Source organism: Bradyrhizobium sp. 138 (genome assembly GCF_023074075.1).
In the GTDB taxonomy this organism is placed as follows: Bacteria; Pseudomonadota; Alphaproteobacteria; order Rhizobiales; family Xanthobacteraceae; genus Bradyrhizobium.
Map to the genome: position 1 here is coordinate 366,592 of NZ_JADPKT010000007.1, position 16,279 is coordinate 382,870.

The window sequence follows — 16,279 nt, forward strand, 5'->3', positions numbered from 1 at the left end:
CCGTCCGCTTCGCCAGAGCAGACGGGACGTTCAGTCAGCTAGTCGAGTTCGATACCGCGCGCGTCATATCGATACGCTTGGTATGCATTTCGAGCAAATCACGAAAAGTAGCACGTCACCGGCTTTACTACTGGATGATGAGGCGCACCCGACCGTCGCCCCGGCAGCGGCGACACATTGACGATCGATATCGCTTTGGGGGATTTACAACCATAGCGTGATCTTTTTCCGTGCCGCCAGCGAAGCCATTTCAAAGAGGCGGGTTTTTGATATGCGATTTGTACCTTTTATTGCCTTGCTCGGAACTGCATGCAGCATCGCCGCAATCTACACCGCGGGACCCGCAATCATCGCCGGCGCGGCCGGGAGCGCTGCGGACAGGGCGTCGCACGCCCTGGAGTCGACCAGGCGCCTGCTCGTGCCCACTGGGCGAGACGCCCCGACCTTCGGGTCGGATGCGCCGATGTTCCGCTATGCCTCGATCCAGCGTGGCAGCATCGAGCAGACCGTCACCGTCACTGGTGCCCTGCAGCCGGTCAAGACGATCGAGGTCGGCTCCCAATTGTCCGGGCAGCTCGCCCGGGTCTATGTCGATTTCAACGACACGGTCACGCGGGATCAGCCGCTCGCCTTGATTGATCCGCGCAGCTTCGCCGCCAAGGTTGACGAAGCCAGGGCTTCGCTGGCCGTCGCCAACTCCCTGGTTGACATCGCCAGGGCGAAGCTCGATCGCGCCAGGATCGACCTGCAAAATGCCAGGGGCAGCCGGGACGTGCTCGTTGCCAAGCTCGAAAGCGCGCAGGCGGTCAAGTCTTCGGCGCAGAAGACCCTGCAACGGAAGCTGGCGCTGCAGTCGCAGAACGTCGTGGCGACGACGGCGGTCGACGACGCGCAGACGGAGTTCACCGCACGCCTCGCCCAGGAGCGCGAAGCCGAGGTCCTGATGTCCCTCAACTCCTATTCGGTGGAGGGCGCGCAGGCCGACGTCCGCCGGATCGAGGCAGAGCTGCAGCAGGCACGCATGGCCGTGCCGGAGAAGGCGGCCGTTCTCGCCGCGGCGCAGGCCGATCTCGACCGCACCGTGATCCGCTCTCCGATCGATGGCGTGGTCGTCGGCAGGTTCGTCAACGAGGGCCAGACGCTCGCGGTGGGCTTGGAATCGCGCACCACCTTCGTGGTGGCGCATCGCCTCGAGGACATGGAGATCCATGCGCAGGTCGACGAAGCCGATATCGGCCGCATCGCGCCGAACCAGCGCGCGCATTTCACCGTGGATGCCTACCCGGACCGCCGCTTCCAGGCGGTGGTGCGGCAGGTGCGCAAGGCGCCGCAGAACCAGCAGCACGTCGTCACCTACACCGTGGTGCTGGCGACCTCCAACCTGGACGGTGCGCTGCTGCCGGGCATGACCGCCCTGGTCAAGATCGTGATCGAGCGCCAGGACGACGTCCTGAAGGTGCCGCTCGCCGCACTGCGCTTCCAGCCCTCCGGCACGCGTCCGGTCTCAGGCAGCGCGCACAGCGGGGTGTGGGTGCGCACCGCGAGCGGCGCGCTCCAGCGCATTGCCGTGACGGTCGGCGCAGCCGGCATCGAGCAAGTCGCACTCAAGAGCGGAGATCTCGACGAGGGCAGCCAGGTCGCCGTCGGCCAGGCGATCCGTCCGGCCGGCTTTGAATTTCTCGGAATCAGGTTCGGATCATGACCGCCTCCCCGCCCCTCATCAGCCTGCAATCGGTCACCAGGACCTATCGCACCGACGGGATCGCGGTGACTGCGGTGCGCAACGTCAGTTTCGAGATCGCGCAAGGCGAGATCGTCGCCGTGATGGGACCGTCCGGCTCCGGCAAATCGACATTGATGAACATGATCGGGCTGCTCGACCTGCCGAACGAGGGCGCCGTCTACCTCCAGGGCGCCGACGTCGCCGGCCTGTCGGAAGATCGCCGGTCGTCCTTGCGTGCCCGCAGCATCGGCTTCGTGTTCCAGTCCTACAATCTGCTCGCCCGCCACAACGCGATCGAGAACGTGGCGCTGCCACTTGTCTATTGCGGCATCGCTCGCAAGGAACGTCTGGCGCGCGCCGAAGCGAGCCTTCTGTCCGTCGGCATGCTGCACCGGGCCCATCACTTCCCGCGGCAGCTCTCCGGCGGCGAGCAGCAGCGCGTCGCGATCGCGCGCGCACTGATCGCCTCTCCGCTGATCGTGCTCGCGGACGAGCCGACCGGCGCGCTCGACAGCCGCACCGGCGCCGAGATCCTGGCCCTGTTCGCCGCGCTGAACCGGACCGGCCAGACCATCGTGATGATCACGCATGATCCCGGCATCGCGACGCAGTGCCGCCGCACCATCCGCCTGCATGACGGCGAGCTCGTCAGCGACGAGACTCTGGTTCCGATCCTGCCGAAACGGAGCGCCGTGTCATGACGATGCTCCAGGGCTTCCAGATCGCGCTGCACGCCTTGCGCCTCAATCCGCTGCGCAGCTTCCTCACCATGCTGGGCATCGTGATCGGCGTCGCCTCCATCGTCACCGTGTTTGCGATCGGAGCCGGCGCGCAGCTTCGGCTGCAGGAGCAGATCCGCTCGATCGGCGCCAACGTGCTGATGATCACCCCCGGCGCGGTCTATCAGGGCGGCGTGCGTCTCAAGGACGGCAGCAAGCTGACGATGACCGAGAGTGACGTGCAGGCCATCCTCGAGCAGATTCCGGAGATCCAGGCGGCGGCCGGCTCGATCGCCGGAACGGCGCAGGTGATCCACGAGGGCAAGAACTGGAATACGACGATCAACGGCACGACGACGGGGCATTTCATGGTGCGCGACTGGCAGCTTGCGAGCGGGCGCTATTTCTCCGGCTCCGAGGAGGCCGGCGCCGGCAAGGTCGTGATCCTCGGCAGCACGGTCGCGCGCGAGCTGTTCGCGCCCGGCGACGATCCGATCGGCGCACAGATCCGGATCATGAAGGTGCCGCTCGAAGTGGTCGGCGTGCTCGATCGCAAGGGACCCGCGCAGGACGACGTCGCCTTCGTGCCGCTCGCCACCGCCAAGCTGCGCTTTCTCGGCAGCGCCAGCAACATCAACCGGGATTCGGTTGCCTATATCATCGCCAAGGTGGCGGGCGACGGACAGATGGCGGGGGCGCGATCGGAGATCGAGAACCTACTGCGGCAGCGCCACCGCATCCCCGCCGGCCAGGAGGACGACTTCAAGGTCCAGGATCCGGCCGCCGCGATGGAAGCGCAGCAGGGCGCGATCCGCACCGTCGCGCTGCTGCTCGTCGCCATCGCCTCGGTCTCGCTGCTGGTCGGCGGCATCAGCATCATGAATGTGATGATCGTCTCGGTCACCGAGCGCACGCGCGAGATCGGAATTCGCCGGGCGCTCGGCGGGCGGATGCGCGATATCCGCCTTCAGTTTCTCTGCGAGGCCCTCGTGCTCTGCCTGCTCGGCGGCGCCATCGGCGTCGCCGGCGGCGTCACGCTCTCGATGACGGTCGCCCGTATGGCCGGATGGGTCACCTCGATCGACGGTCAGGCGATCGGCCTCGCCCTCGCCTTCTCGATCGCCACCGGCCTCATCTTCGGTTTCTATCCCGCTCACAAGGCATCCAAGCTCAGCCCGATCGAGGCGCTCAAGACGGAGTGAGAAGATGTTCGAGGCGGCCAAGTCAGCCCGAAGACCAGGGAGGAGCCCATCATGAGCCCGGATCCGAAGGATTCGATTGCACCGACACCGCGCGAGCGTGAGCTGATGATGCTGATCGCGCGCGGGCTGCAGAACAAGAACATCGCCTACGAGCTCAAGATCTCGGAGAACACGGTGCGGGCGCATATCGGCAACATCATGCGCAAATACCGGCTTTCGAACCGAACGCAGATCGCGATCACGTTCGCCCTGCACGCGGCGCCAAATTCGCTGCGCCGCGATCTTGCCAGGACCGACCGCCGTCCGGCGGCACCGAAGCCCGCGCAGGCGCCTGCTCAAGGTCCACCGGTGCAGACCGCGCCGGATTGAACGGCGGACACAATCCCTTGCGTTGCCCGACGGGCAAAACACGCCATGGGTCGGTCAATCAGCGGCGGCGAAAATATTCCACTTTACCGAAATTCGGAAAGGGCGTATGTGTCGCGGCAACCCGGCCCTGAGGGGCGTATCGCGATCGTCACGAACGCGGGCCGGGGGGCGGTGGACGCAGGTCACATCGGCGCGATGGGTTTTGCAGGGCGGGCAACCGTGAGCGAAACGCGTCGCGCATACGACCGGTGTGATCAGCGTACGGCAAAATCGTGTGGTCCTGGCGCCCGGGGTCTGTGCGTCAAGGCTTGCGGCGATGAGTGTGGCTCAACCGGGCCCACGCATCATTCATCCGCAAGGCGACGGGGGCAATAGTGCAACGCTCCCCGGGGAGAGCACGACATAAGCCGTCAAACCACTGCGCAGGGAAGGCCGGTTGTTGGGCTTCACCTGTATGCCGCTGTGCAGCTTCTTGTTGCCACCTTTCGCACAGTGGACCGTGGGTGCCCGGCCGGCACCCGGTCTTCCCTGCGCCCTCTTTCAATCGAGGGTGAAGAGATGAAGCAAAGCTCGGGCGAAATGAGCCGCGAGGATGCGAAGGTGTGCCTGCGATTTCAGCTGCGTATCACAAGCTCGGGCATCGTAGGGTGGGCAAAGCGGAAGCGTGCCCACCATCTTTGCCTGTCGCGATTGAATTGGTGGGCACTGCAGCGCGTCCGGGACACGAGTTCACCTCCCTGCCCTTCTTTGCATGGCTCACCGCTCTTGTAACGAAACTGTCATCCAGCGAAACTAAACGAACCCGAGGCCGCGGTCGGCGGCCATGCCGCCTCACCGCACGGAGAGATTTGATGCGCCGTTCACTGCTGTTGCTGTCCGCCGGACTGACGGTGCTGTCCGCCGGACTGACGGTGCTGTCCACCGGACTTGTCAACGGACCTGCGTCCGCCCAGAACAACACGCCCCGCAATCTGATCCTGTTCATTCCTGACGGTCTTCGCGCGCTGAAGGTCACACCGGAGACGGCGCCGGCGATGGCCGAGGTCCGCGACAAGGGCGTCAATTTCAAGAATCCGCATTCGCTGTTCCCGACCTTCACCATGGCCAATGGCTCGGCGATGTCGACCGGCCATTATCTCGGCGACACCGGCGTGTTCTCCAACACGATCTGGACCAATTACATCTCCGCGCCCGCCGGCGACATGGTGGTCCCCTTCATCGAGAACGACGCCGTGCTCGGCGACATCGACGAGCACTTCAAGGGTAACTACCTCAATGAGGACACCGTCCTGAAATTGGCCCGCGACAAGGGGTTCAGCACCGCCGCGCTGGGCAAGCATGGTCCGACCTACCAGTTCGACCACACCGACAAGCCGGAAAAGGCCGGTTTGCATTCGATCGTGTTCGACGACGCCACCGGCGGCAAGAACGGCGTGGCGCTGTCGGACGAGGTGAAGGACGCGCTGACCAAGGCGGGCCTTCCCACCACGACGCCGCCGCGCGGCGACAATTCCAAGGCGGGCGATGCCAAGACGCCCGGCACGACGTCTGCCAACGTCGCGCAGCAAGCCTATTTCGCCGACGTCGCCACCAAGGTGGTGCTGCCGATGTTCAAGGCACGCAACAAGCCGTTCGTGCTGGTGTTCTGGTCGCGCGATCCCGATGGCAGCCAGCACAACACCGGCGACAGTCTCAACCAGATCAAACCCGGCATCAACGGCCCGACCTCGATGGCTGGCATCAAGAATGCCGACACCAACCTCGCCCAGCTCCGCAAGGCGCTCGACGAGCTCGGGCTCGCCGCCTCGACCAACATCATCATCTCGGCCGACCACGGCTTTTCCACCATCTCCAAGGAGAGCAAGACCAGCCCCTCGGCCAAGGTCAGCTATGACGACACGCCGAAGGATTTCCTGCCGATGGGATTCCTGGCGCTCGATCTCGCCAAGGCGCTCGACCTGCCGCTGTTCGACCCCAACGACAAGAACGCGAAGATCGAGGGCAATAAGCATCCCAAGGCCGGTAACGGCGTGCTCGGCAAGGACCCCACCAAGCCCGATCTCGTCGTTGCCACCAATGGCGGCTCCGACCTCGTCTATCTGCCGACCAAGGACAAGAAGTTGGCGGCGAAAACCATCAAGGCGCTGCTCGAGCAGGATTACGTCTCCGGCCTGTTCGTCGAGGACTCGCTCGGCCGCTTCCCCGGCACGCTGCCGCTGTCGAGCATCAATCTGCGCGGCCAGTCGGCAACGCCGACGCCGTCGATCGTCGTCAACTTCCGCTCCTATGCCAGCGATTGCGGCGAGGCGCCGACCAACTGCTCGGTGCAAGTCGCCGACACCGTGCTGCGCCAGGGCCAGGGCATGCATGGCAGCTTCAGCCGCGGCGATACCATGAACTTCATGGCGGCGATCGGGCCGGACTTCAAAGCCGGCTTCGTCGACGAGCTGCCGGTCAGCAATGCCGATGTCGGCATGACGGCCGCCCAGCTCATGGGCCTGCGCGCGACGCAGAAAGGAGACCTGGTCGGCCGGGTGATGACGGAGGCGCTGCCCAACGGCGCGGTGCCGAAGGCCTATGCCGGCACGATGAAGTCCAAGCCTGCCGAGGGCGGCCTGACGACCGTGCTGAACTTCCAGCGCGTCGGCGGCCAGCGCTATTTCGACGCCGCCGGCTTCCCGGGCCGCACGCTCGGGCTCGAGGTGGATCATCTGGGGATGCAGACCGGCAAACAAAAAACGGCGGGGAAATAACCCCGCCGCTGCAGCTCGTTCTCACCACGAGGCGAAGATGTTACATTCCGATGTCGAACACGTTCGGCAGTTGGCCCGCCAGAGGCAGCGCGGTGGCGCCGAGGAAGGTCGCCACCATCGCCATCAGGCGACGGTTGTTGTGGCGCTTGCCGCGCATCTGGCCGGCGATCCACTCCAGCATCTCGCCGTTGACCCTGGAGGCGTAGGACGGCGCCCAGCTCTCGATCTCGGTGTCGGCCGACAGCGCAACGCAGCGCGGCGGCACCTTCAGGCCGGAGGCGCTGGCGGCATAATGGGCAACGGCCTTGGCAAGCAAATCGTCGAAGCGGCCGCCATCGGTGCGCTCGGTCGCGGCCTCGTTGATCTCGAACAGCACTTCAGCCTCAGTGCGGCTGACCGGCTGGTCGTTGACGGCGGTTGCGGTCAGGATGCGCGTGCACCAAGCGGTGTCATCGGCATCGAGCGAGCGGGAGAAATGGACTCGGCCCTTGGTGGTCGGGCCTTCGCCGGTGATCACGCCGTCGCGCACGATGGAGAGCGCATGGGCCGCGGTATCGCGGCAGGACGGTTCGAGGGACGGCGACTCAACAGATTTAGGCGCTGCGGCAGACATAGTTCACTTCCAGACTTCTTCTGATCGACCAGCATTTTCATGCCGGCGTAAAGGGGTGGTTAACGATTCGATACGGCGATTGCGACTTTTCGAGATGGTTGCCAATTGGTCGCTGTCAGGACCCTCTTGGTTCTGGCGAGCGCCGGGCGAGCGTGATGAAAGTCATAAAAGGCTTAATCGGGGCGAGCGAGACCGTGTGACCCCGGGTGGAGCTGTTTCGCCGCAGGTGCCGCTGTAACAATAAGTTGCTAGGAAATCAGGCCTTCAAGGAAGGAATTCACATTTTACTTGAACCGGTTCAGTGGGCGTTCACTTGGTCTTGTAAGGTCTCTATACTGAGGACGACGGCCAGAACTGAATTTGTCAGTAAATTCAATGCGATGAGGTAGAACCATGACACTTCCGATCGGCACCACCGCACCCGACTTCGAAGCCGAGACCACCGAAGGGAAGATCAAGTTCCACGACTGGATCGGCAACAGCTGGGCGCTGCTGTTCTCGCATCCCAAGGACTTCACGCCGGTCTGCACGACCGAGCTCGGCGCGCTCGCCAAGCTGAAGCCGGAATTCGACAAGCGCGGCGTCAAGCTGATGGGCCTCTCGGTCGATCCGGTCGACCGCCACTCGAAATGGTCGGAGGACATCAAGGAGACGCAAGGCGCAGCTCCCAACTATCCGATGATCGGCGACACCGATTACAACGTCTCGAAGCTCTACGAGATGCTGCCGGCCGCGACCTCGGGCGATCCCCTCACCCGCACGCCGGCCGACAACCAGACCGTCCGCAACGTCTTCATCATCGGGCCCGACAAGAAGATCAAGCTGGTGCTGGTCTACCCGATGACGACGGGGCGGAACTTCCAGGAGATCCTGCGCGTCATCGACTCGCTCCAGCTCACCGCCAAGCATCGCGTCGCCACCCCGGCCGATTGGTCGCAGGGCGAGGACGTCATCATCGCGGGCTCGGTCTCCAATGACGAGGCCAAGACGATCTACCCGCAGGGCTGGAAGGAGCCGAAGCCCTACATCCGCATCGTGCCGCAGCCGAAGTAACTCTCCGTCATCCCGGGGCGATGCGTCAGCATCGACCCCGGGGATGACGACGTTGGATCAGGCCGCGTGCACGCGGTCGAGGAACCTGTCGACCTCGGCCTTCAGATGCAGGCTCTCGCCCGACAGCGCCTGGGCGGAGACGAACATCCGGCTCGAGGTCTCGCCGGTCTCGCTCGCGCCCTTGGCGGCGTGACGGACGTTGACGGCGACATCGGCCGTGCCCGACACCGCGGCGCGGACGCTGGCCACGATGTTGTGGGTCGCGCTCTTCTGCTGCTCGACCGCAGTCGAGATCGAGCCCGCGATGCCGCTGATGCGCTCGATGGTCTGGCTGATCGCCTTGATGGCGGCGACCGATTCCTCGGTCGCGAGCTGCATGCTCTCGATCTGGTTCGAGATCTCGTCGGTCGCCTTCGCGGTCTGGCCGGCCAGCGTCTTGACCTCCTGGGCCACCACCGCGAAACCGCGCCCGGCATCGCCCGCGCGCGCGGCCTCGATGGTGGCGTTCAGCGCGAGCAGGTTGGTCTGCTCGGCAATCGAGGTGATCAGCTTGACGACGTCGCCAATGCGCGCGCCCGCCTCGGAAAGCTGCGCGATGCGCTGGTCGGTCGCCTCGGCCTGCTGCACCGCCTCGGCGGAAATCTCGTTCGATTCCTGCACGCGCCGGGTGATCTCGGAGATCGATTGAGACAGCTCGTCGGAGGCCGATGCCGCCGAACGGACGTGCTCGGAGGCATTTTCGGAGGCGCCGGCGGACTGAGCCGACAGATCGGCGGTGGAGCGTGCGACGTCGGTGAGTTGCCGCGCCACGCGCTCGAACTCGCCCGACGACGTCAGCACCTTGTCGAGGACGCCGCCGACGCTGCCGCGGAATTCCTCGACGAAGTTGCGCAGGTCGGATTTGCGCTGCTCGGCCGCCGCGGCTGTGGCTGCCGCCTGCTCGCTGCGCATGCGCGCCCGCTCCAGCGAATTGCTCTTGAACACCGCGACCGTGCGGGCGATCTCGCCGATCTCGTCGGCGCGATCCTCGCATTCGATCGCGACGTCGCTCTGGCCGTTGGCAAGCGCGGTGAGCGAGCGCGTCACCGAGGTGAGCGGCCGGGTGACGCGGCGGACGACCAGCAGGGTCAGGACCAGCACCACAAGCGCGGCGAGCCCGGCGGCCACTGCCATGCTCTCGATGGCGTGGGCCAGCATGCTCTCGTACTGGACCATGGGAATGCCGACATAGAGAATGCCGACGACCTTGCCGGCCCCGTTCGCGATCGGGAAATAGGCGGTCATGAACGACTTGCCGAACAGCGTGGCCGGGCCCTTATAGGCCTCGCCCCGGCGCAGCGGCGCCTGCCCCGGATGGTCGGCGGCAAGCTGGGTGCCGACGGCGCGGTCGCCATTCTCCTTCTTCACGTTGGTCGAGCGGCGCACGAACTGCCCGCTCGCATCGTCGAACACGAACAGGGTCGCATTGCCGCCGACATAGGACACCGCACGATCGACGATGGCGTGATCCTTGAAATCAGGCATCTTGGGGATCTCGGCGCGCACCACCGCGCCGTCCCGCATCGTGACCTTGGCCTCCGGAACGGTCTCGGTAAAGGCCAGCGCCAGCGTGCGCAGACTGACCTCGATGTCGCGCAATGCGCGGTCATTGAAGGCCGACGTCAGCGACCAATAGCCGGCGCCGACTACGAGCGCCGTGTTCACGGCGATCAGCAACACGGCGCAAAGGACCGCCTTGGTGCCGAGCTTGAACTGCGGCAGGAACTTCGCCGTTAGGATCTTGGACATGGATGGAATAACCCCCGTAATCCCTGCATATTGGTGCAATCGGCTTACGGCCGCATTAACGGCGGTTCCCACCGTCGCACCCGGCATGCTTTACAATTGGTAAACGAGGACGCCCCGGCCACCCCCGAGCGCGCTGCCATCGAAGCCTGGCTCAGAACTTTCGGCACCGGCTTGCGAGCGCGGGCCTCACGCCCGGCAAGTCCCATCCGCGGCCGATCGTCGATCACGCCAGGGGCGCGAGCGCACGCTCGCCGCTTACGCAAAGCTGCGCCAAGGTTGAGCACTGCTTTGACACAATTTCGAAACCCGCTATCGTTGTCATTTCGTTCAAACAATGGGGGACGATATGGACGACGACAAGCCGATCACCGAGCAGGCGATGGATACCATCACCAACGCCGTGGAAGCGACCAAGGACGCCGCAGTCACTGCGGTCAAGCAGGTGAAGAAAGCCGCCAAGAAGGTCGCGAAGAAAGTAGCCCCGAAGAAGGCTGCCAAGAAGAAAGCCAAGAAGGCTACGAAGCAGGCTGCGAAGAAGACCACGAAGAAAGCGGCGAAGAAGTCTTCAAAGAAAGCCGCGAAAAAAGCCACGAAGAAGTCCGCGAAGAAGGCCGCCAAGAAAGCCACCAAGTCGAAGAAGGCCAAAAAGGCCAAACGCTGAGCCTAACGCCTGGAGACGTCTCCGGGTGCGGACGCACCCGGAGGCGGCGACACCCTACCCTCGCCGCTTGGCTGCGCGCCGACCCGGGTGATGCTCTCCCTGCGGATCGCGGAATTCGCTGCGATGGCCGCGGCGGTCCTCGGCGTTGAAGCGCCGCCGCTTTTCCGGCGAGCCGAACTGCTTGATCACCCGCCTGCCATTGACCTTCTTGATGACGTAGCCGCCCTCGGTCATCGAGAACGGCTCCTTCAGCGATCCCATATGGTCGAATTTGGTGCCGCGCGGATGCCCGAACGGCTCGAACCAGGACGGATAGACGAAGTTCGACATCGGAAAACCGTTGACGAGAAAAGCCTCCTCCTCCACGGCGTCGCAGACCTCGTAGGCATATTGGGTGTGCCGGGTCTTGTCGGCCCACAGATTGGCCATGGGATCGAGCACCATCTCGAACAGCTCGTGCGAGGCCGCCACGCTGACCGGCTCGTCACCCAGCGCCTTGACGAAGATCTTCGAGATCGGCTGTCCCCGATGGGTCAGCTCGTGCCGTCCGAGGAAATTCTTGTGGGTGGCATCGTCGAAATAGACCAGCTGCCAATCCGTCGGCTTCGGCTTGCGGGTTACGTCGAGATCGACGGGGTAGCCCCACACGGGCAGGAAGTGCTCGTCGTAGCATTTCTGAAGCGCGGCCGTGAGCCTCGCCATCATCCGGTCGCTGATCATCTCCTCCGCGTAGTTGATGCAGGCAATCCGGACCGGCTTCAACGACCTGCCAAGCAGCGCGCGCCTCGCCTTCTTCATGGAAATCACCGTGGGAATGTGAATCTGAAATGTATTCAATCTAGCACGACGTATCGCGCACGCCAGGGATGTATTCCGACGCCCCCGCCCTTTCCGTCTAAACGCGTCGGTTGACGACGAACACCGCGGCCGCGCACATCGCCATGCCGGCAATCGCCAGCCCATCGAGCTTCTCGCCGAACAGCAAATAAGCCATCAGCGCGGTCACGGCAGGCACCAGATAGAACAGGCTCGCGACCGAGGTCGCCGCAGCGTGGCGGATCAGCCAGTACAACAGCCCGATCGAACCGATCGAGAGCGCCACGGCGAGCCAGGCGAGCGCGAGCACGAACTCCCGCGTCCAGTGCACCACGCGGTCTTCGAACAGGAAGGCCCCGATCGCGAAGAAAATGGTGACAGCGACATACTGCACGAGATTGCCGGCGCGCCAGTCGATCTGGTTGCAGTAGCGGCGCTGATAGAGCGTGCCGAGCGTGATGCTGATCAGGGAGACCACCGAGGCAAGCCAGCCAAGCCCGGCTTCACCTGTCATGGGACGGTTGTGCAGGATCATCACCACGCCGCCGAGGCCGAGCACGAGCCCTGCCCATTGCAGCGGCGTCACCCGCTCGCCGAGCCAGCGATTGGCGATGGTCGAGGTCAGGATCGGCTGGAGGCCCGGGATGAGGGCGGAGAGCCCTGCGGGAATCGAATGCGCGATCGCGATCGCGGTGCCGCCGAGATAGAAGCCGTGGACGAGAATGCCGGCGACCGCGCTGTGCGCAATGCCGGTGGCATCAGGCCATTTCGGCCGCGCGATGCCTGCGATGATCGCCATCAGGCCGACCACGATCGCCATGCGGATGGCGAGATAGGTCAAGGGATCGGCGTTGTTGACGACGTATTTGGTGCCGATGAATCCGGTGCTCCAGAGCAGGACGAACAGGATCGGTGCGGCGCGGGCGGTCAGGGCTTCTTGATTATGGTTCATTGCCGCCCTCATTGCCCCAGCGAGGGCTATGCGGCAATGCGAATTTCGCCTGGACGATGCTGCGCTGCGAGGCGAGACGACGGCTCAGCTCAGCCGCTCACCACTCTTCCGGACAGGGGTCGACGATCTTCCAGAGCTCGACGCCGTTCTTGATCTTCTTCATGTCGGTGGTGAGCCCGCCATTGCGCCGAATCCAGTCCTTCACCGTATTGGGGTAGTAGGACATCAGGTCAGACGTCCCCTCGGAGCTGGTGACCTTGATGCCGAAGGTGAAGGCCTTGTCGTAATAGGCCTGGTGGAAGCCGAGGCTGGCGCGCGGCGTCACGCAGATCTTGTTCATCGGCACCATGCCGAGCACCAGCGTGCAGGCCGAGTTGCAGATGCCGTCGATGATGACGCGCTCGCCCTTCTCGCGCACGCGCTGGTACTTGACCTTGTATTCCTCGACATAGCCGCCGTGGTCGCGGGTGATACGCAGCTCGGCCCGCGCCGGCGTGGCGGCGGCGAGGCAGAGCAACAGCAGGCTCAAAAGCGTGATGCGCATGGCGAGGTGACGGCGAAAGCCTTCAGCGATGCACCGGCCTCGAAGGACCCCCAAGAGGCCGGCGACAGGATTCTTAACCGAATTCTCTTTGGTCATACTTGTGTGGGGAATTCGTTAAGCATCCCGAAAAGGCCAAAAATGGGCAAGGTCCGACGGCGTTTCGGGCAATTCTGTCACACCCACCCGGGATTCTGCGGGACCATCCCGGATTTCCGGGCGCCGGACGGGTGCCCCGGAGCCTCGAAGTGGCTATAGATGACCGACCCATTTGCGCGGGTCCCGGAGAATCAAGATGAGCAAGTTGAAGCTTGTAGCCGCGGTTGCTGCCCTGTCGGCCGCAATCCTAGCCCCTGGCCTCGCGGAGGCCGGGGGACACCACCGGCACCACCGTTACGTCAACCCGCTGCCCTACCCGATCAGCTACGTGCACAATTACGGCCCCGGCATCACCCCCGGTACCTTCGCCTATTACGACGGCCCGTCGACCAACCATTGCTACCAGAGCGCGGCCGCCTATGTCGGCCAGGACCGCCGCCGGCACCCCTGCTACTGAGGAGCACTGGCGCGGCCTTCCGCGGGCGCCTCTATTTGGCGGCGCCCGACAGCAGCAATTGCTTTTCGATCTCGTAGACCGGCAGCTTGACGAGATCCTTGCCGACCTCGCCCGCCTTGCGCATCGCGTCCGAGTAATCGGCGCGGATCATGCCGAGGGCACGTGGTGAGGCCACCATGGTCAGGGCCGCGGTCTCGCCCGCGCTGACGGCGGCATCGAGCCGGCCCGCCAGGCTTCGCAGGAAGGCGCGCTCGGCCTCATCATGCCAGTCGGTCTGCTCGGCCGAGCTGCTGGCGCCGCCGGCAGCGGCATGCAGGCGGTCCGGTGCGTCGGTCCCTTGCGCGCCGGCGAGGGATTGGGCTGCTCGTGCACCTCCCTGGTGTGAAGGTTCGGAAACATCTCGTCGCCGAGGTTTTCCAGAATGAGCGCCTTGCGCCCGTCGCACACGACCAGCCAGTCGCCCTTGTCGATTCTCATCTTGTCCATTGCACAGCTCCAAGCAACCTGTGAGCCTGCTCTTCGAATTCGTCGAAAGGACCGGCCACGCGACAAGACTACGAACGAAGCTCCGGCGATGAATTGCGCAGGATCAAGAATGGCAGCGATGTCCTGCGAGGCATCGCAGCGTTGGTCACTCGCCAACCGGGATAGTCCCGGAGGTTACGGTCGGGCCTGTGGCGGATTTCCTGAAGATCCGTTCATCAGCATTACATTTCGGCTCCGCCGCAATTTGATCAGAACAAGTTCGATATCGTGTTCAGCCTCAGCGGAGGAAGACATCATGACTCGCAAGATTGGCCTCGTCGCCGCAGCCCTGTTCGGTGCCATGCTTGGTGCCCTGGCGGCGTCGCCGGCGGCATCCGCCATGCCTATCGCGCCCGCGCTCGCAACACCTGATATCGCCGGCGTCGAGCCGGTGCGCATGGTCTGCAACGCCTGGGGGCGCTGCTGGTGGCGCCCGAACTACTATGGGTATTATGGGCCGCGGCCGTATTACGGCCCCCGATTTTATGGGCCGCCGCGCTATTACGGCCCACGTTATTATGGCTACGGCTATCGCCGCTGGTAACAATTTGAAGGGGCCCTCCGGGCCCCTTCGCTTTTGCGAGATTATGTCTTGCGCAGTTGTCGCCGGCCTGGAGCGATTCCAAAACTGATCTAGATCAAAGATGAAATCGGCCCGCACCGTCATTCTGCGGTGATGGCCGAGTTGATCGTTTTTCGATGCCCTCAGACGGGCATGAACGTGCAGACGCATCTTGAGAAGCAGCTGAGACAGGAGGGCCGGAGCTTTGCCTCCTTCACCTGCCCGGCCTGCACGCGTCTGCATTTCATCGACCTCGCCTCCGGCCAACCGATGAGCCGAGAACGTTGACGGTGGCATTGATCTGACGGACGCCATGGCATGACGTCCGCAATACTACGGCCTGGAATTCGATTTACTGGAACGCGATGTTCCGCCATTGATGGCCATGCATCGACCTTTCATTTGATTGTCACATTGCGCAGCCGGCCAGACCCATGTTGTTCGACGCCCTCGCTCCATCCTCTGCGCTTCAACTGATCGGCTTTGCCGACGTCGATGCGTTTCGGCCGATCGAGACGATGGAGGACGCGAGAAGCATTCCGCTCGATGTTGCGAACTTCGCGGCGACCCGCGCCGTGGTCTCCCTGCCGGCATGCCGCATCGTTGTGATGAGATCGTTCGCGCGCATCCTCGACACCGCCTATCGAATGCCTGGCGGGATGGTGATCCTGTCGATGACCGACGACGTTCAGGCCAGCTTCAAGGGCCTGGATCTCGATGCGCGTTTCTTCATTGCGCTCCGCGGCAACGATGAATGCCATTTCGTCGAGCCTCAGACCAACTACTATGCAATGATCATCTTCTCGCCCGGGCTGAGGGACCGGGGCTGGTTCGATCGCGCCGACGATTTGCGGGCCCGTGTCGCGAACCGGCCCGCCCTGCTCCACACACGGCAACTCCTGCGCGACATCCTGCGCACCGCGTCGGTGCAGCCCTTCCTGTTCGAAACCACCGAGGTGGCCGCCCATCTCCAGGAAGGTCTGCTTCTTGCACTCGACGATTTGTTTCGGATCGATTCGTTGTCGGATCTAGGCGCCTCGATCCAGGGCGAGCGAGCGATCAAGCTCGTGCAGCGGATCGACGACTATGTGGCAGCCCGACCGACCGCACCGATCTACACCGCCGATCTTGCCGCCGAGTTCGGCGTCTCGATCCGGACGCTCGGCGGCGCAGTCAGCAAGGTGCGTGGCATGAGCCTGCACCAGTACATTCGCCTCAAGAGGCTGTGGGCGACCCGCGGCCGCCTCCTGAGGGGTGGCGGCGCCACCGTCGCCACATGCGCGCGTGCCCAGGGCTTCCATCACATGGGCGAGTTTGCCGCGGCCTACCGCGCGACCTTCCACGAGGCGCCCTCGGACACGTTGGCACGGGGGCGGCAAAGCCGGGTCCGTCGGGCTGACTGACACAGCAGCCTCGCAACGGATGACCCGGCATCGGCGTCATCTC

Annotated in this window: 15 protein-coding genes and 1 pseudogene; 10 read left to right on the forward strand and 6 right to left on the reverse strand. The window is 64.2% G+C overall.

The features are described from left to right. Nucleotides 1-271 precede the first annotated feature (271 nt). The 5 genes from IVA79_RS06215 to IVA79_RS06235 all read left to right on the forward strand — a co-directional run bounded on the left by IVA79_RS06215 (nt 272) and on the right by IVA79_RS06235 (nt 6,766). On the forward strand, nt 272-1,702 hold the full coding sequence (locus IVA79_RS06215; protein ID WP_346658148.1) for an efflux RND transporter periplasmic adaptor subunit: 1,431 nt from the start codon (nt 272-274) through the stop codon (nt 1,700-1,702). Next, the gene (locus tag IVA79_RS06220) at nt 1,699-2,424 is read left to right on the forward strand and encodes an ABC transporter ATP-binding protein (protein ID WP_247551017.1); all 726 of its coding nucleotides are present in this window, start codon (nt 1,699-1,701) and stop codon (nt 2,422-2,424) included. Before IVA79_RS06215 ends, IVA79_RS06220 begins: the two co-directional genes overlap by 4 nt. Then, nucleotides 2,421-3,644 carry an ABC transporter permease gene (locus IVA79_RS06225; RefSeq protein ID WP_247551019.1) on the forward strand — a complete coding sequence of 408 codons (1,224 nt, stop codon included), beginning with the start codon at nt 2,421-2,423 and terminating at the stop codon, nt 3,642-3,644. Before IVA79_RS06220 ends, IVA79_RS06225 begins: the two co-directional genes overlap by 4 nt. A gap of 51 nt (nt 3,645-3,695) precedes the next feature. Then, complete coding sequence (locus IVA79_RS06230) at nt 3,696-4,013, forward strand: LuxR C-terminal-related transcriptional regulator (RefSeq protein WP_247551021.1); 318 nt, start codon at nt 3,696-3,698, stop codon at nt 4,011-4,013. Between the two features lie 851 nt (nt 4,014-4,864). After that, nucleotides 4,865-6,766 (forward strand): alkaline phosphatase family protein, encoded by a 1,902-nt coding sequence (locus IVA79_RS06235; protein ID WP_247551023.1) that lies wholly within the window; start codon nt 4,865-4,867, stop codon nt 6,764-6,766. A gap of 40 nt (nt 6,767-6,806) precedes the next feature. On the opposite strand, the gene IVA79_RS06240 is transcribed toward IVA79_RS06235, so the two are convergent. Beyond that, entirely contained in the window at nt 6,807-7,379 is a 573-nt protein-coding gene (locus IVA79_RS06240) for a hypothetical protein (protein ID WP_247551025.1), read from the reverse strand. Nucleotides 7,380-7,772: 393 nt separating this feature from the next. Between IVA79_RS06240 and IVA79_RS06245 the strand changes: the two genes are divergently transcribed. Next, entirely contained in the window at nt 7,773-8,432 is a 660-nt protein-coding gene (locus IVA79_RS06245) for a peroxiredoxin (RefSeq protein WP_247551027.1), read from the forward strand. Between the two features lie 57 nt (nt 8,433-8,489). Here the strand turns inward: IVA79_RS06245 and IVA79_RS06250 are convergent, their stop codons facing one another. Beyond that, nucleotides 8,490-10,220, reverse strand: coding sequence for a Cache 3/Cache 2 fusion domain-containing protein (locus IVA79_RS06250; RefSeq protein ID WP_247551029.1), 1,731 nt, complete (start codon nt 10,218-10,220; stop codon nt 8,490-8,492). Nucleotides 10,221-10,566: 346 nt separating this feature from the next. Between IVA79_RS06250 and IVA79_RS06255 the strand changes: the two genes are divergently transcribed. Further along, nucleotides 10,567-10,881 carry a histone gene (locus IVA79_RS06255; RefSeq protein ID WP_247551031.1) on the forward strand — a complete coding sequence of 105 codons (315 nt, stop codon included), beginning with the start codon at nt 10,567-10,569 and terminating at the stop codon, nt 10,879-10,881. 54 nt (nt 10,882-10,935) lie between these two features. Here the strand turns inward: IVA79_RS06255 and IVA79_RS06260 are convergent, their stop codons facing one another. From IVA79_RS06260 to IVA79_RS06270, 3 genes are all read right to left on the reverse strand, one after another. Beyond that, the gene (locus IVA79_RS06260) at nt 10,936-11,679 is read right to left on the reverse strand and encodes a hypothetical protein (RefSeq protein ID WP_247551033.1); all 744 of its coding nucleotides are present in this window, start codon (nt 11,677-11,679) and stop codon (nt 10,936-10,938) included. 97 nt (nt 11,680-11,776) lie between these two features. Beyond that, the gene (locus IVA79_RS06265) at nt 11,777-12,649 is read right to left on the reverse strand and encodes a DMT family transporter (RefSeq protein WP_247551037.1); all 873 of its coding nucleotides are present in this window, start codon (nt 12,647-12,649) and stop codon (nt 11,777-11,779) included. A gap of 97 nt (nt 12,650-12,746) precedes the next feature. After that, nucleotides 12,747-13,193, reverse strand: a complete 447-nt coding sequence (locus IVA79_RS06270; protein ID WP_247551039.1) for a hypothetical protein — start codon at nt 13,191-13,193, stop codon at nt 12,747-12,749. A gap of 292 nt (nt 13,194-13,485) precedes the next feature. Here IVA79_RS06270 and IVA79_RS06275 point away from each other — a divergent pair, with 292 nt between their 5' ends. After that, the gene (locus IVA79_RS06275) at nt 13,486-13,746 is read left to right on the forward strand and encodes a hypothetical protein (protein ID WP_247551041.1); all 261 of its coding nucleotides are present in this window, start codon (nt 13,486-13,488) and stop codon (nt 13,744-13,746) included. Between the two features lie 31 nt (nt 13,747-13,777). Here the strand turns inward: IVA79_RS06275 and IVA79_RS06280 are convergent. Beyond that, nucleotides 13,778-14,232, reverse strand: a pseudogene (locus tag IVA79_RS06280) (host attachment protein). A gap of 295 nt (nt 14,233-14,527) precedes the next feature. Between IVA79_RS06280 and IVA79_RS06285 the strand changes: the two are divergent. Further along, a complete protein-coding gene (locus IVA79_RS06285) occupies nt 14,528-14,815 on the forward strand; it encodes a hypothetical protein (RefSeq protein ID WP_247551043.1) in 288 nt (95 codons plus the stop codon). A gap of 452 nt (nt 14,816-15,267) precedes the next feature. Continuing rightward, complete coding sequence (locus tag IVA79_RS06290) at nt 15,268-16,236, forward strand: AraC family transcriptional regulator (protein WP_247551045.1); 969 nt, start codon at nt 15,268-15,270, stop codon at nt 16,234-16,236. Nucleotides 16,237-16,279 lie beyond the last annotated feature (43 nt).

Bases quoted from the DNA above. Each gene is read 5' to 3' on its own strand.
- IVA79_RS06215 (WP_346658148.1), top strand. From the start codon at position 272: ATGCGATTTGTACCTTTTATTGCCTTGCTCGGAACTGCATGCAGCATC.
- IVA79_RS06235 (WP_247551023.1), top strand. From the start codon at position 4,865: ATGCGCCGTTCACTGCTGTTGCTGTCCGCCGGACTGACGGTGCTGTCC.
- IVA79_RS06255 (WP_247551031.1), top strand. From the start codon at position 10,567: ATGGACGACGACAAGCCGATCACCGAGCAGGCGATGGATACCATCACC.
- IVA79_RS06275 (WP_247551041.1), top strand. From the start codon at position 13,486: ATGAGCAAGTTGAAGCTTGTAGCCGCGGTTGCTGCCCTGTCGGCCGCA.
- IVA79_RS06220 (WP_247551017.1), top strand. From the start codon at position 1,699: ATGACCGCCTCCCCGCCCCTCATCAGCCTGCAATCGGTCACCAGGACC.
- IVA79_RS06245 (WP_247551027.1), top strand. From the start codon at position 7,773: ATGACACTTCCGATCGGCACCACCGCACCCGACTTCGAAGCCGAGACC.
- IVA79_RS06270 (WP_247551039.1), bottom strand. From the start codon at position 13,193: ATGCGCATCACGCTTTTGAGCCTGCTGTTGCTCTGCCTCGCCGCCGCC.
- IVA79_RS06290 (WP_247551045.1), top strand. From the start codon at position 15,268: ATGTTGTTCGACGCCCTCGCTCCATCCTCTGCGCTTCAACTGATCGGC.
- IVA79_RS06240 (WP_247551025.1), bottom strand. From the start codon at position 7,379: ATGTCTGCCGCAGCGCCTAAATCTGTTGAGTCGCCGTCCCTCGAACCG.
- IVA79_RS06230 (WP_247551021.1), top strand. From the start codon at position 3,696: ATGAGCCCGGATCCGAAGGATTCGATTGCACCGACACCGCGCGAGCGT.
- IVA79_RS06260 (WP_247551033.1), bottom strand. From the start codon at position 11,679: ATGAAGAAGGCGAGGCGCGCGCTGCTTGGCAGGTCGTTGAAGCCGGTC.
- IVA79_RS06250 (WP_247551029.1), bottom strand. From the start codon at position 10,220: ATGTCCAAGATCCTAACGGCGAAGTTCCTGCCGCAGTTCAAGCTCGGC.
- IVA79_RS06285 (WP_247551043.1), top strand. From the start codon at position 14,528: ATGACTCGCAAGATTGGCCTCGTCGCCGCAGCCCTGTTCGGTGCCATG.
- IVA79_RS06225 (WP_247551019.1), top strand. From the start codon at position 2,421: ATGACGATGCTCCAGGGCTTCCAGATCGCGCTGCACGCCTTGCGCCTC.
- IVA79_RS06265 (WP_247551037.1), bottom strand. From the start codon at position 12,649: ATGAACCATAATCAAGAAGCCCTGACCGCCCGCGCCGCACCGATCCTG.